Source organism: Sphingomonas populi (assembly GCF_004208535.1).
Lineage (GTDB): Bacteria > Pseudomonadota > Alphaproteobacteria > Sphingomonadales > Sphingomonadaceae > Sphingomonas > Sphingomonas populi.
On record NZ_SGIS01000016.1, the window covers coordinates 54,943 to 67,748 of the forward strand.

12 protein-coding genes and 1 pseudogene are annotated in these 12,806 nt (G+C 67.8%); 4 read left to right on the forward strand and 9 right to left on the reverse strand.

Annotation, left to right across the window (positions count from 1 at the left end; translation table 11 throughout):
* Positions 1-343: 343 nt before the first annotated feature.
* Positions 344-1,648 (reverse strand): UDP-N-acetyl-D-mannosamine dehydrogenase, encoded by a 1,305-nt coding sequence (gene wecC / locus EWE75_RS11920; RefSeq protein ID WP_130157695.1) that lies wholly within the window; start codon positions 1,646-1,648, stop codon positions 344-346.
* Positions 1,632-2,771 (reverse strand): non-hydrolyzing UDP-N-acetylglucosamine 2-epimerase, encoded by a 1,140-nt coding sequence (gene wecB / locus EWE75_RS11925; RefSeq protein ID WP_130157697.1) that lies wholly within the window; start codon positions 2,769-2,771, stop codon positions 1,632-1,634. Before wecB ends, wecC begins: the two co-directional genes overlap by 17 nt.
* Before the next feature lie 133 nt (positions 2,772-2,904).
* Here wecB and EWE75_RS11930 point away from each other — a divergent pair, with 133 nt between their 5' ends.
* Positions 2,905-3,090 (forward strand): hypothetical protein, encoded by a 186-nt coding sequence (locus EWE75_RS11930; RefSeq protein ID WP_130157699.1) that lies wholly within the window; start codon positions 2,905-2,907, stop codon positions 3,088-3,090.
* Here the strand turns inward: EWE75_RS11930 and EWE75_RS11935 are convergent.
* The 7 genes and pseudogenes from EWE75_RS11935 to EWE75_RS11965 form a co-directional block, all read right to left on the reverse strand.
* A complete protein-coding gene (locus EWE75_RS11935; protein WP_130157701.1) occupies positions 3,063-3,848 on the reverse strand; it encodes a HesA/MoeB/ThiF family protein in 786 nt (261 codons plus the stop codon). The genes EWE75_RS11930 and EWE75_RS11935 overlap by 28 nt on opposite strands.
* Complete coding sequence (locus EWE75_RS11940; RefSeq protein WP_130157703.1) at positions 3,845-4,228, reverse strand: hypothetical protein; 384 nt, start codon at positions 4,226-4,228, stop codon at positions 3,845-3,847. Before EWE75_RS11940 ends, EWE75_RS11935 begins: the two co-directional genes overlap by 4 nt.
* The gene (dut, locus tag EWE75_RS11945) at positions 4,228-4,677 is read right to left on the reverse strand and encodes a dUTP diphosphatase (protein ID WP_130157705.1); all 450 of its coding nucleotides are present in this window, start codon (positions 4,675-4,677) and stop codon (positions 4,228-4,230) included. The genes EWE75_RS11940 and dut overlap by 1 nt, the downstream gene beginning before the upstream one ends.
* 46 nt (positions 4,678-4,723) lie before the next feature.
* Positions 4,724-5,996 (reverse strand): annotated as a pseudogene (locus EWE75_RS11950) (bifunctional phosphopantothenoylcysteine decarboxylase/phosphopantothenate synthase).
* A complete protein-coding gene (locus EWE75_RS11955; RefSeq protein ID WP_206364750.1) occupies positions 5,993-7,093 on the reverse strand; it encodes a glycosyltransferase family protein in 1,101 nt (366 codons plus the stop codon). The pseudogene EWE75_RS11950 and the gene EWE75_RS11955 overlap by 4 nt, the downstream one beginning before the upstream one ends.
* 4 nt (positions 7,094-7,097) lie before the next feature.
* Positions 7,098-8,651 carry a 2-polyprenylphenol 6-hydroxylase gene (ubiB, locus tag EWE75_RS11960; protein ID WP_130157709.1) on the reverse strand — a complete coding sequence of 518 codons (1,554 nt, stop codon included), beginning with the start codon at positions 8,649-8,651 and terminating at the stop codon, positions 7,098-7,100.
* 118 nt (positions 8,652-8,769) lie between these two features.
* Positions 8,770-9,501 (reverse strand): class I SAM-dependent methyltransferase, encoded by a 732-nt coding sequence (locus tag EWE75_RS11965; RefSeq protein WP_130157711.1) that lies wholly within the window; start codon positions 9,499-9,501, stop codon positions 8,770-8,772.
* Positions 9,502-9,640: 139 nt separating this feature from the next.
* Between EWE75_RS11965 and mutM the strand changes: the two genes are divergently transcribed.
* The 3 genes from mutM to dnaA all read left to right on the forward strand — a co-directional run bounded on the left by mutM (position 9,641) and on the right by dnaA (position 12,699).
* Positions 9,641-10,453, forward strand: a complete 813-nt coding sequence (mutM, locus tag EWE75_RS11970; RefSeq protein WP_130157713.1) for a bifunctional DNA-formamidopyrimidine glycosylase/DNA-(apurinic or apyrimidinic site) lyase — start codon at positions 9,641-9,643, stop codon at positions 10,451-10,453.
* Positions 10,454-10,549: 96 nt separating this feature from the next.
* Entirely contained in the window at positions 10,550-10,813 is a 264-nt protein-coding gene (gene rpsT, locus EWE75_RS11975; protein ID WP_130157715.1) for a 30S ribosomal protein S20, read from the forward strand.
* Between the two features lie 473 nt (positions 10,814-11,286).
* Positions 11,287-12,699: a chromosomal replication initiator protein DnaA gene (gene dnaA, locus EWE75_RS11980; RefSeq protein WP_206364751.1), complete on the forward strand. Its 1,413-nt coding sequence runs from the start codon at positions 11,287-11,289 to the stop codon at positions 12,697-12,699.
* Positions 12,700-12,806: the final 107 nt, after the last annotated feature.

Genomic DNA, 12,806 nt, shown 5'->3' on the forward strand with positions numbered 1-12,806 from the left:
CGCGCGCACGATGCGGTATGGATATCCGCGTTCGTGAGCGTCCTGCATCGGATTCGGGATCGCGGGGCGCTCGACCGCGCCGATCCGCGAACATCGGCCGCCCGCCGACGTGTGTCGCATGATGCATGGTCACCGATGCATGCGGCTGCGTTCCCCAACGCACGTTCCATCGCGCTCCCCTTTTCTCCGCAACGGCCAGTATCGGTCTCTGGTCGCATGCGATCGGAAACGAGCGCGCAATGGCACATTGCTGCACGCATGCGCAATGACCATCATCGGTGGTGGCGGCGATAGGTTTCCGCCCTATGTCCGTCGCCCGGCCCGAACGACGGGGGGCGTGCGGTCAGCCGGCGAGGCGGAGCGACTCCGGCTCACCCCAGGCTTTGGGCGCAGGCTGGTCGGGCCATATGCCGCGCGTGTCATAGACCTGCTTGTCGATCCGTTCGTCGAGCGGGACCGATTTGAACATATCATGATCGACCAGCACGATCATGATGTCGCATTGCTCGATCGCGGAATCGATGTCGATCAGACCGGCGCCGGTGCCCGCGAAGGCGGCGGGCAAAGCGTTGGTATAGGGTTCGACCACGGCGATGCGCTTGCCGAAGCGGCGGGCCAGTTCGGTCGAGACTTTCAGCGCGGGGCTTTCGCGGAAATCGTCGATGTTCGCCTTGAACGCGAGGCCCAGGCAGGCGACGCGCACGCCCGGCCGCGCCTCGATCAGCGCGGCGGCGCGCGCCACGACATAGTCGATCTTGGCGTCGTTCACCTCGCGCGCGGTGCGGATCAGCGGCGAATTGGCCGGGTCGGCATGGACGAGGAACCACGGATCGACCGCGATGCAATGTCCGCCGACGCCAGGGCCGGGCGACAGAATGTTGACGCGCGGATGGCGGTTGGCGAGGCGGATCACTTCCCACACATCGACCTCCATCGTGTCGGCGAGCCGGCTCAGTTCGTTAGCGAAGGCGATGTTGACGTCGCGGAAGGCGTTCTCGGTGAGCTTGGTCATTTCCGCCGCGCGGCTCGTCGTCGTCACGCAGGCGCCGCGCACGAAGCGGCGGTAGAAGGTCAGCGCTTTGCGCGCGCAACGCGGGGTGATGCCGCCGATCACGCGGTCGTTGTCGATCAGTTCGACGAGGATGCGGCCGGGCAGCACGCGTTCCGGGCAATAGGCGATGGCGATGTCGGCGGCTTCTCCGGTCTTGCCCGGCACCTTGAGATCGGGGCGGAGCTGCGCGAGCAGATCGCGGACCTTCTCAGTGGTGCCGACCGGCGAGGTCGATTCGAGGATGACGACGTCGCCCGCCTTGAGCACCGCCGCGATCGTGGTGGCGGCGCGCAGCACGTAACCGATGTTGGGCGCGTGATCGTCCGCGAACGGCGTCGGCACGGCGATGACGAACACGTCGGCTGGCTCAACCTCGGTCGCGGCGCGCAGCGTGCCGCGCGCGACCACGCCCGAGACGAGGCCGTCGAGATCGACTTCCTCGATATGGACCTTGCCCGAATTGACCGTCTCGACGACGTGCGCACTGACATCGATACCGAGCACCTTGGCGCCGGTGCGCGCGATCACCGCGGCGGTGGGCAGTCCAATATAGCCAAGACCAACGACGACGACCTTGAGTTCAGCATTCGAAACCATCAGCGACGATCCTTGCAATCCGCTCGGATGCATGACCGTCGCCGAACGGGTTGTGGGCGCGGGCCATGACCGAATAGGCCTGCTTGTCGTCGAGGAGAGTTGATATTTCGGAAACGATGCGGTCGGAATCGGTCCCGATCAGCTTCGCGGTGCCCGCGATCACGCCTTCGGGGCGTTCCGTCGTCTCGCGCATGACGAGAACGGGCTTGGCGAGGGCGGGGGCTTCCTCCTGCACGCCGCCCGAATCGGTCAGCGCGATCTCGCACATGCCCAGCGCGCGGATGAAGTGCGGGTAATCGAGCGGTTCGATTCGCGCGACATTGGCGCGGTCCCCAAGCAGCGCATCCATCACCGAGACGACGTTGGGGTTGGGGTGGACCGGAAACAGCACCGCCGTGTCGGGCCGGTCGGCGATTCGGCCAATTGCGCGCGCAATGCTTTCCATGCCGCCGCCGAAATTCTCACGACGGTGCGTGGTGACGAGGATCAGCCGCTTGCCCGCGAAGCGCGCGGCGATGTCGTCGAGGCCGGCGGCGAGCGACGGATCGGCATCGAGCTTGGCGCGAGTCGCGTGGAGCGCGTCGATCACGGTGTTGCCGGTGACGTGAATCGTCGCGGGCGCGATGTTCTCACGGCGGAGTGCCTGGGCGGCGGTTTCGGTCGGAGCGAAATGCTGATCGGCGATCGGCGCGACGATGCGGCGGTTTACTTCCTCCGGCCAGGGCTGGTATATATCGCCTGAGCGTAGGCCCGCCTCGACATGGCTGACGGGCACTTTCCTGTAATAGCCGGCGAGCGCGCCGACCATCGCGGTCGCGGTATCGCCCTGTACGATGACACGGTCGGGCTGTTCGGCGTCCATCACGCCGCCCAGTCCGGTCAGGAGGCGGGCTGTAAGCCGGTCGAGCGACTGGCCCGGCTCCATCAGGTCGAGGTCGATGTCCGGGGTGAGACCGGCGATGTCGAGTACCTGATCGAGCAGGCCGCGATGCTGGGCGGTCACGCAGGTCCGCACGACGAGGCCGGGCATCTGCTTGAGCGCCGCGACGACGGGGAACAGCTTTATCGCCTCGGGCCGTGTGCCGAAGATGACGAGGACGGTGCGCGAGGCGGAGGTCTGCATGCCCAAGCCTTTGCCGATCGAGCGTTAAGGACGGACTAACCGCACCTTCGTGACGAAGAATTCATGACCATGCCGCTGCGGTCGGGAGTATGCGACCGCCACTCGTTTTTGGAACCCCGCCGGAGCTAACCGCATGAATATCGTGCAGCGTATTTCTTGCATCTTCGGGAAGCATCATCGCAATCGCCACTCGGTCTGGCATGACGGCACGTCGTTTCGCGGCGTGTGCAAGGGATGCCGCGTCCAGATGGTGCGCGATTTCCACGGCTGGCATGTGCTGGGCGCGGAAGATCAGGCGGCGGAGAAGCCGGCGGCCTGATCCGCTCGACCGCCGCAGCCCCGGCAGCCGGGGTCTTTGGGCAGGCCGATCGTGCGGAAGCGGAAGGCGAGCGCGTCGACCAGCAGCAATTTGCCCGCGCTATCCTCACCGAAGCCGGTGATCGCGCGCAGCACTTCCAGCGCGGCGAGGCTGCCCATCACCCCCGCCATCGCGCCGAGCACGCCCGCCTCCGCGCAGCTCGTGTCGGGCCGGTCGGGATCGTCGCCGACGAAGCAGCGATAGCAGGGCTTATCCGCCTCCCAGCCACGAAACACCGCGAGTTGCCCCTCGAACTGCGCGACCGCCGCCGAAACGAGCGGCACGCGCGCCGCCAGCGCTGCATCGGCCACCGCGAGTCGCGCGGTGAAACTGTCGGTGCCGTCGAGCACGACGTCGGCACCGGCGATCAGATCGGCGGCATTGGCGGCGTCGAGCCGCGCGGCGCGCGCGGTCACGCGCACCGCCGGGTTGAGCCGCGCCACTGCCGCCGCCGCCGCTTCCACCTTGGTCGCACCGACATCGTCACCGCCAAAGATCGTCTGGCGCTGAAGGTTGGAGAGATCGACGCGGTCGTCGTCGATCAGGATGAGTTCGCCGACGCCCGCCGCCGCGAGATACTGGATGGCGGGCGAACCGATGCCGCCGGCGCCGATCACCGCCACGCGTGCGCGGCGCAGTTTCATCTGCCCGGCGCCACCGATTTCGCGCAGGACGATGTGGCGCGCGTAGCGGTCTAGCTCAGCGTCGGTCAGCGTCATCCCTGCCAATCATAGACCAAAGTGGCGCGATACCACATCGTCGCCGCACTATCGTTGAGATTGGCGCGTGCGAAGCTGGTGACGAGCCCGGCGCTATATTGTTCGACCGTCGGACAGTCGATCGCGCGCGGCACCGCGCGGCGCAGGATGCCGTCCTGATCGACCAGCGCGGCGACATCGACCTTGACGATATAATGGCCATCGGCGGGCTTCTGCACCGCGCAGCGCCCGGCGGCGACCTCACCGGCGACGAACGTCACCAGCGGCGCGGTGATGGTCGGTGCATCGACATAGGGGATCGGCGCGAGCGTCGACCAGTCGGTCGGCAAGGGCGGGAGCGCGTCTGTGGTCGCCTGAAGCAGCAAGAGGAACGCGAGCATCACCGCCCGGTCGATCCGAACCCGCCACTGCCGCGCACCGTTTCGTCCAGATCATCGACTTCGCCGAGCATCGCGCGCTGGACGGGGGCGGGGACGAGTTGCGCGATCCGGTCGCCGCGCGCGATCTCGAACGGTTCGTCGCCGAGATTGGCGAGGATCACCTTCACCTCGCCGCGATAGTCGCTGTCGATCGTACCCGGCGTGTTGAGGCAGGTGACGCCGTGCTTGAGCGCGAGGCCGGAGCGGGGCCGGACCTGCACCTCGAACCCGTGGGGAATCGCGATCGCAAAGCCGGTCGCCACTGCCGCGCGCGCGCCCGGCGCGAGCGTCAGCGCCTCGGCGGCGACAACGTCCATGCCGGCGGCGCCCTCGGTCGCATAGGCGGGCAGGGGGAGCCCCTTGCCGTGATCGAGGCGCTTGATACTGATGGTGATCGGGGGTGGACTCATGGCGCGCATCTTAGCGGCTGTGACGGATTTGTCTAAGGGCGCGCGCTCATGCGCCCCCGGCGAGCGCCGCGAGGATGCGTTCGGCGAGGGCCTCTGCCACCGCCTGCTTGGTCATGCGCGGCCAGCTTTCGACGCCCGCTGCGGTGACGATGTGGACGGCATTTTCGGCGCCGCCCATCACGTCGCCCGACACGTCGTTGGCGACGATCCAGTCGACCACCTTTCGCTCACGCTTGGCGGTGGCGTGTTCGATCACGCGCTCGGTCTCGGCGGCGAAACCGACCAGCAGGCGCGGGCGCTTGGGGCTTTTGGCGAGGCCGGCGAGGATGTCGGGGTTTTCGACGAGGTGGAGGACGGGCGTGCCTGTGCCCTTCTTGATCTTCTGCGTGGTGCTTTCGACGCGCCAGTCGGCGACGGCGGCGACCAGCACGGCGGCGTCGGCGGGGAGTGCGGCGTCGACGGCGGCGGCCATGTCACGCGCGGTTTCGACGTCGATGCGGTCGACGTTTGGCGGCGTGGGGAGCGTTACCGGGCCGGCGATGAGCGTCACGCGGGCGCCGCGTGCCGCCAGCGCCCCGGCGATCGCGAAGCCCTGTTTGCCCGAGGAGCGGTTGGCGATGTAGCGGACCGGATCGATCGGCTCGTGAGTCGGGCCGGCGGTGATGAGGATGTGGGGCACTCTCGTCACCCTCACCCTTCCCACCCGGCTGCGCCGGGCGGGCCCCTTACCTCTCCCGGTGGGAGAGGGAGGGAGGAGCGAAGCGACGGAAGGGTGAGGGTGATCAGGTTCACGCAAGCGCCGCCCGAATCGCCGCCAGAATCGCTTCCGGCTCGGGCAACCGCCCGGCGCCGAACTCGCCGCACGCCATCGGTCCCTCGTCGGGCTCCAGCACGGTCAGCCCGTCGCCGCGCAGCGTCGCGACGTTGCGGCGCGTCGCTGGGTGCTCCCACATCCGCACGTTCATCGCCGGCGCGACCAGCACGGGCTTGTCGGTGGCGAGCAGTACCGTGGTGGCGAGATCGTCGGCGATGCCGGCGGCCATCTTCGCCATCAGATCGGCGGTGGCGGGGGCGACCACGATCAAATCGGCCTCGCGGCTGAGCTGGATATGCCCCATCTCGGCCTCGTCCTTGAGATCCCACAACGAGGTGAACACCGGGTTTTCGCTCAGCGCCGCCAGCGTCATCGGCGTGACGAAATGGTGTGCGGCGGCGGTCGGCACGCAACGCACCGATATGCCGGCCTTGCGGCACAGCCGGATCAGCTCGCACGCCTTGTACGCGGCGATGCCGCCGCCGATGATGAGCAGGATCTTCACCGCACCACCCGAGTCACCGTGATCCGCCGCCGCTGCGCGGCGACGCGGACCAGATCGCGCAGCCCATCGGGCGCGAAGGCGAGGCCGACGAGGAGCGTGGGCGCGATCATCAGCCCCCAATAGAAGGTGTCGGCGCGCCCGAACAGCGCGATCAGCACCGCATAGGCGACCAGGGTCACGGTGACGCGCAGGCCGAGATCGCTCTCCCACGCCGCCCAGCCGGCGAGCGCAAGCGCGACCAGCGGCGCCGCCACCACCAGCGGAAACAGCGTGAGCACGGTCGAAACCGCGATCGCCTCGGCGAAGAAGCCGAAGCCGAGCATTCCGGCCCAGCCCGGCGAGGCGGGATCGGTCGCATGCACCACCTCGCTCACGGCATGCGCGTGCAGCGCGACCACCACGGCGAACACGCCGAGCGTCGCGCCCCAGCCCAGCGCCTCGCGCCGCTGGCCCTGCACCAACGCCAGCACCGCCATGATCGCGACGTACAACGCCGCTGTCTCGCGGATCAGCATTGCCATCATCCCGAACGCGACCGCCTCGACCCAGCGACCGGGGCGGCGCAGCGCGAGCGACAAAGCGATCAGCAGCCCGGCCCAGATCTCATGGAACGCGGCGAGGTCGCTCTGCACGAAGCCGAGCATCCCGCCGGCGAGCAGCATCAGCGCGACCACCAGCGGCAGCCGCCGCGCGAACGCTTCCCGCAACCGCAAGCCCCACGCCACGAACACGCCGAGCGCCAGCACGTCGAGCAACGTCACGATCGCGCCGTGCGGCAGCGCCGCCTCGATCATCGCCAGCGTCGGCAGGCGGAAGGTGACGAACGGCCTGAGCGGGAAATCGCCTGCCCGCAGCGACCGGGCGGCGACGCTGTAATAATCGCCGCCGGCGCGAACGCCCTCGACGATTGTCTGGTAGAGATTGAGATCGGTCTGGGCCGGATCGGACGCCCCATCCGGCGCGGGCACCGACAGCGCGAACAGGCTCGCCGCGATCAGCAGCGCCAGCCCGATCAGCACCAGCCGCGCCTGCGCCCGGCTCAGCCGCGCGAAGCGGCTGGGGGCGGCGAGCCAGAGCGGGGTGAGCGGGCGCGGCACCGAGTCAGTGCAGCGCCAGCCACGCGGCGGCGAAGCTGGCGCTCGCACTCACCACCGCGACCAGCACGTAACGCAGGGCGACGTGCCGCCCCGACCCCAGCACCGCGATCGGCTTCATCGGCGGTTCGGGCGGTGCGCCGCCGGGTGTGGGGAAGTGCCGCTCGATATTGCGGACCAGTTCGGGGATTCGCGCGAGCGTGCGCAGATCGGTGATGAGCCGATCGGCGACGGCGGCCTCGGGGCCGAGCTCGGTGCGAATCCATTCGCGCACGAACGGCGCGGCGGTGTCCCACAGGTTGATATCGGGATCGAGGCTGGTCGCGACGCCCTCGACCATCACCATCGTCTTTTGCAGCAGCAGCAGATGCGGCTGGGTCCGCATGTCGAAATCGCGCGTGATGTTGAACAGGCTGTCGAGCATCATGCCGATCGACATGTCCTTCACCGCGAGGCCACGCATCGGCTCGCCGACCGCACGCAGCGCCGTCGCGAACTCGGCGACATTGTGGTGCGCGGGCACATAGCCGGCCTCGAAATGGATTTCGGCGACGCGCTTATAGTTGCCGGTGATCAGCCCGTAGAGGATCTCGGCGAGCCAGACGCGCGCACGCCGGTCGATCCGGCCCATGATGCCGAAGTCGATCGCCGCGATCTGCCCTTGCCCGTTGGCGCCCGGCAGCGCGAACAGATTGCCCTGGTGCATGTCGGCGTGGAAGAAGCCTTCCGCGATCGCCTGCCGCAAGAACGCGTGGACGAGCGTGTTGGCGAGCTTGGGCAGATCGTAGCCGGCCTCGACCAGCGCGGCGCGGTTCGACAGCTTGATGCCGTCGATCCATTCGAGCGTCAGCACCTTGCCCGTGGTGCGCTGCCAGTCGATCTTGGGGACGACGAAATCGGGCTCGGCCGTCATCGCATCGGCGAGTTCGGAGGCCGAGGCGCCCTCGCGGCGGAAATCGAGTTCGCGCGCGGTCCAGCGTTTGAAAGTCGCGATGACGAGACGTGGGCGCAGTCGGGCGAGTTCGCCGCCCATCGCCTCGATCTGCGCTGCCGCCCATTCGTAGGTGTCGATCGCGCGGGCGAAATCGTCCTCCACGCCGGGGCGCAGCACTTTCACCGCGACGTGACGGCCGTCGGTGGTGACGGCGCGGTGGACCTGCGCGATCGAGGCGGCGCCGACCGGCACAGGATCGATCGAGGCGAACAAGGTGGCCGGATCGCGCTGGAATGCCTTCGCCATCGCGGCGTGGATCGTCTCATAGGGGAGCGGCGGGAGCGCATCCTGCAAGCGCAGCAGATCGTGCGCGGCTTCATCGCCGACGATATCGGGCCGGGTCGCGAGCGTCTGGCCGAGCTTGACCGCCGCCGGGCCGATCGCGTGGAAGGCATCGGCATAGCGCGGCGTCGCCGGCACGCGCGCGCCGAGCCGCGCGATCCGCACCAGCCGGCGCACCGGGGCGGGCGTGTTGGGATCGCGCTCGATGCCCTGCAACGCGCCATGCCGCGCGAGGATGCGGCCCCATTTGAGGAGCCGCCAGAGGTGGACGGTGGGGGATGTCAAAACTCCCCTCCCACTTGTGGGAGGGGCTGGGGGAGGGCGTGTCCAAGTGGCGCCTCGTTCGCGGACAGGCCCTCCCCCGACCCCTCCCGCACGCGGGAGGGGAGAGTCTTTGCCGACATCAAATCTTCCAGCCGCTGTGGATCGCGACCAGCCCGCCCAGCATCGGCTCGACATTCGTGTTCACGAACCCCGCCTCGCGGATCATCGCCTCGAAGGTCGGCATGTCGGGGAAGCGGCGGATCGATTCGATCAGATAGCGATAGCTGTCCGCATCCCCCGCCAGCAGCTTGCCGAGTTGCGGCACCATCTTGTGCGAATAGGCGTCATAGGCCTCGGCGAAACCGGGCCAGACGGTGGTCGAGAATTCGAGGCAGAAGAACCGCCCGCCACGCCGCAGGACGCGGTGCGCTTCGCGCAGCGCCTTGGGGATGTCGGTCACGTTGCGGATGCCGAACGCGATCGTATAGGCGTCGAAGAAGCGGTCGGGGAAGTGCAACGTCTCGGCGTTGGCTTCGGTCCAGACTAGGCCGTCGATGCCGCGCTTGGCGGCGCGTTCCATGCCGACCGCGAGCATCTCGGGATTGATGTCGGCGACGGTGACCGACGCGCCCGATGTTTCCAGCCGGAACGCGATGTCGCCGGTGCCGCCAGCCATGTCGAGGATCTGCTCGCCTTCGCGCGGCTTCACGCGGCGCACGAAGCGATCCTTCCAGAGCCGGTGCATGCCGCCCGACATGGCATCGTTCATCAGATCGTATTTCGCCGCGACGTTCGAGAACACGCCGCCGACGCGGGCGGTCTTCTCGGCTGCGGGGATGTCTTCATAGCCAAAGGATACGGTATCGGTCATCGCGTCGCTCTAGCGGGCGCTTGTGGCGCGGGCAAACGCAACCTAGCTCCCGTACGCCGTTCGTCCCGAGCGAAGTCGAGGGACATGCGCTTGTCCCTCGACTTCGCTCGGGACGAACGGGCTTTGAGAATGGACCCGAATGCCAGAACTTCCCGAAGTCGAAACCACCGTGCGCGGCCTTACGCCCGTGCTGGAGGGCGCGCGGCTGACCTTGGTCGAGATGCGTCGCCCCGATCTGCGCCGTCCGTTCCCTGAGGATCTGCGCCAGCGGCTGACCGGGGCGCGGGTGACGGGGCTTGGCCGGCGCGCCAAATACGGGCTGATCGATACCGATCGCGGTGACACGATGATCTTCCACCTCGGCATGTCGGGGCGGTGGCGAGTCGATCCGGGCGAGTTGCTGCCGCACGATCATTTGATCCTCGAAACCGACGCGGGCCGGCGGCTCGCGCTCAACGACGCGCGCCGGTTTGGCTCGGTCGATCTGGTGCCGACCGAGTCGCTTGGGGGGTATCCGCCTTTCACCGCGATGGGGCCGGAGCCGCTCGGCGACGATCTCACCGCCGCCTATCTGGCGCGGGTGCTCGAAGGGCGAATCGCACCGATCAAGGCGATGCTGCTCGACCAGCGAATCGTCGCGGGACTCGGCAACATCTATGTGTGCGAGGCGCTGTTCCTCGCGCGGATCAGCCCCAAGCGCGCGGCGGGGCAGATATCGCGCGCGAAGCTCACCAAGCTGGTCGCGGCGATTCGCGAGGTGCTGCTCGCCGCGATCGAGGCGGGCGGTTCCACCCTGCGAGATTACGCGCGGCCGGACGGCGAACTCGGCTATTTTTCCAAACAGTTCGCGGTCTATGGTCGCGAGGGCGAGCCATGTGGCTGTGGCGGCACGGTTTTACGCTACGCCGATGGCGGGCGATCGACCTTCTGGTGTCCGCAGTGCCAGCGGTAAATGGTTGACCGTTCTCAACTGACTGGCTAAGGGGCCTGCCTTCCGGCGCGGGGAGTTATCCCGGCGCGTCATCCGATTTCAGACTTAGAGGGCTTCATGGCCAATACGCCACAGGCGAAAAAGCGAATCCGGCGCAACGCGAACCGCGCCCTTGTGAACGGCAATCGGGTCGGTCGCATCCGTACCTTCGTGAAGCGGGCAGAAGCCGCGCTCGCATCCGGCGACAAGACCGCCGCGACCGAAGCGATGGCGCAGGTCCAGCCCGAGCTGGCGCGTGGCGTCTCCAAGGGCGTGATGCACAAGAACACCGCCTCGCGGAAATTCTCACGGCTGACCAAGCGCCTCGCCGCGCTCGCCTGAGCCGACTCTCCCGTCCAGAATGCTGACGCCCGCTTGGGGTTTCTCCAAGCGGGCTTTTGCTGTGTCCGCGATAGATGCGGCGCGGAATTCCGCGCCGCACCAATAGGCGTGAGCCAATCGTGAGCAAAATCCGCGCCAGATCGGAAACCGAGGATTCCCCGCGATTCGCGCTGTGCATCGACTCGGTTCGTCGTAAAAAATCCATACATTTCAGATGATTGTACGATTTTTGACGGGAAACCTTGGCCCATGCCGAGTCAACCGGATTATTTCAAATATCTGACGGTCGCGGCTCTTGATCGACTCGCCGCGATCTTCATAATCGACCCTCGAAGCGCGGACGTTCGTCCGTGCTACCCAATTGATTGATCGTCACCAACGGGCGGGACATTGCGATTCCGGCTGGGGGAGGGTGTGTCTGTATTTGCGGCCGCGACGTGTTGCGGCCGCCGGAAAGGTGTTGCGTGAACGGGATCGGGGCCAGGGGAGCGTTACGTGCGGACGACCGTTACGGACACGGCGAGATCGCTAAAGCCTGGACGGTGGTGCGCGCGCATCTGCGCGAATCGGCGGGCGTTCGGCTGTTCGACCAGTGGCTCAAGCCGATCGAGCTGATTGAGGACGATACTGTCGAAGCGGTGCGGCTCGCGCTGCCGTCCGCATTCATGAGCAACTGGGTCAGCAACCATTATGCCGACCGGCTGCTCCAGGAATTCCGCGCGCAGGTGCCGAGCGTGCGGACCGTGTCGATCGAGACGCGCTCGGCGATGCCGCAACCCGCGACGCTGCGCGCTGAACCGGCGCCTGCCGACGCGCCCGTGCTGCGTGCGGTGCCGGTCACGCCGGCGCCCGCCGCCGTCGAGCGGCCGCCACTCGACGCGCGCTTCACCTTCGACCGATTCGTCGTCGATGCCTCGAACCGGGTCGCGTTCAACGCCGCGCGCGCGCTCGCCGAGCCCGGCGTGCCGCGGTTCAGCCCCTTGTTCCTTCACAGCGGCACCGGGCAGGGCAAGTCGCACCTGATGCACGCGATCGGCGCGGCCTATCTGGAGGCAGTGCCGACCGCGCGCGTGATCCTGATGTCGGCCGAGCGCTTCATGTTCGAGTTCGTCCAGGCGTTGCGCGCGCGCGACACGCACAGCTTCAAGGCGCGGTTGCGCTCGGCCGACGTGCTGCTGATCGACGACCTCCAGTTCATCGCCGGCAAGGATTCGACCCAGGAAGAGTTCTTCCACACGATCAACGAGGTGATGGGCGCGGGCAAACGGCTCGTCATCAGCGCGGATCGCTGCCCGCAGGACCTCGACGGAGTCGAAGCGCGGATCACGTCGCGGCTGTCGTGCGGCCTCGTCGCCGACATCAAGGCGCCCGATCTCGCGCTGCGCCGTGCGGTGCTGGCGCGCAAACTCGCCGAACTGCCGAACCTGACGGTGCCGCAGGAGGTGCTCGACCTGCTCGCGACGCGGATCACCGCGAGCATCCGCGATCTGGAAGGGGCGCTCAACCGCGTCATCGCCTATTCGCAACTGACCGGCGAACCCATCGACCTGGAGTTCGCGGTGGCGACGTTGGGTGAGGTGCTGCGCGGCGCCGAGCGGCGCGTGACGATCGACGAGATCCAGAAGGTGGTCTCGGCGCATTTCGATCTCAAGCCGGTCGAACTTGTTTCGGCGCGCCGCGCGGTGGTGATCGCCCGCCCGCGCCAGATCGCCATGTACCTCGCCAAGCGGCTGACCACGCGCTCGCTGCCCGAGATCGGGCGGAAATTTGGTGGCCGCGACCATTCGACGGTGATCCATGCGGTGCGCCGGATCGAGGAACTGCGCGACAAGGACCGCGATGTCGATACTGCCGTGCGGACGCTGCTGCACACGCTGGAGGGGTGAGGGGCGGTCTGGCGCGGCTTCGGTCAGAGGCCACTCCAGCCGTTCGTGCCGAGCGAAGTCGAGGGGCAGGCCGCGGGGCCCCCCCGGAGGGCGGGCCCGCCCGGAGG

What these genes read in the sequence shown, in the direction of transcription:
- EWE75_RS11965 (WP_130157711.1), bottom strand. Translation starts at nt 9,501, where the DNA reads ATGACCGATACCGTATCCTTTGGCTATGAAGACATCCCCGCAGCCGAG.
- wecC (WP_130157695.1), bottom strand. Translation starts at nt 1,648, where the DNA reads ATGGTTTCGAATGCTGAACTCAAGGTCGTCGTCGTTGGTCTTGGCTAT.
- EWE75_RS11940 (WP_130157703.1), bottom strand. Translation starts at nt 4,228, where the DNA reads ATGCTCGCGTTCCTCTTGCTGCTTCAGGCGACCACAGACGCGCTCCCG.
- dut (WP_130157705.1), bottom strand. Translation starts at nt 4,677, where the DNA reads ATGAGTCCACCCCCGATCACCATCAGTATCAAGCGCCTCGATCACGGC.
- rpsT (WP_130157715.1), top strand. Translation starts at nt 10,550, where the DNA reads ATGGCCAATACGCCACAGGCGAAAAAGCGAATCCGGCGCAACGCGAAC.
- EWE75_RS11935 (WP_130157701.1), bottom strand. Translation starts at nt 3,848, where the DNA reads ATGACGCTGACCGACGCTGAGCTAGACCGCTACGCGCGCCACATCGTC.
- mutM (WP_130157713.1), top strand. Translation starts at nt 9,641, where the DNA reads ATGCCAGAACTTCCCGAAGTCGAAACCACCGTGCGCGGCCTTACGCCC.
- EWE75_RS11930 (WP_130157699.1), top strand. Translation starts at nt 2,905, where the DNA reads ATGAATATCGTGCAGCGTATTTCTTGCATCTTCGGGAAGCATCATCGC.
- wecB (WP_130157697.1), bottom strand. Translation starts at nt 2,771, where the DNA reads ATGCAGACCTCCGCCTCGCGCACCGTCCTCGTCATCTTCGGCACACGG.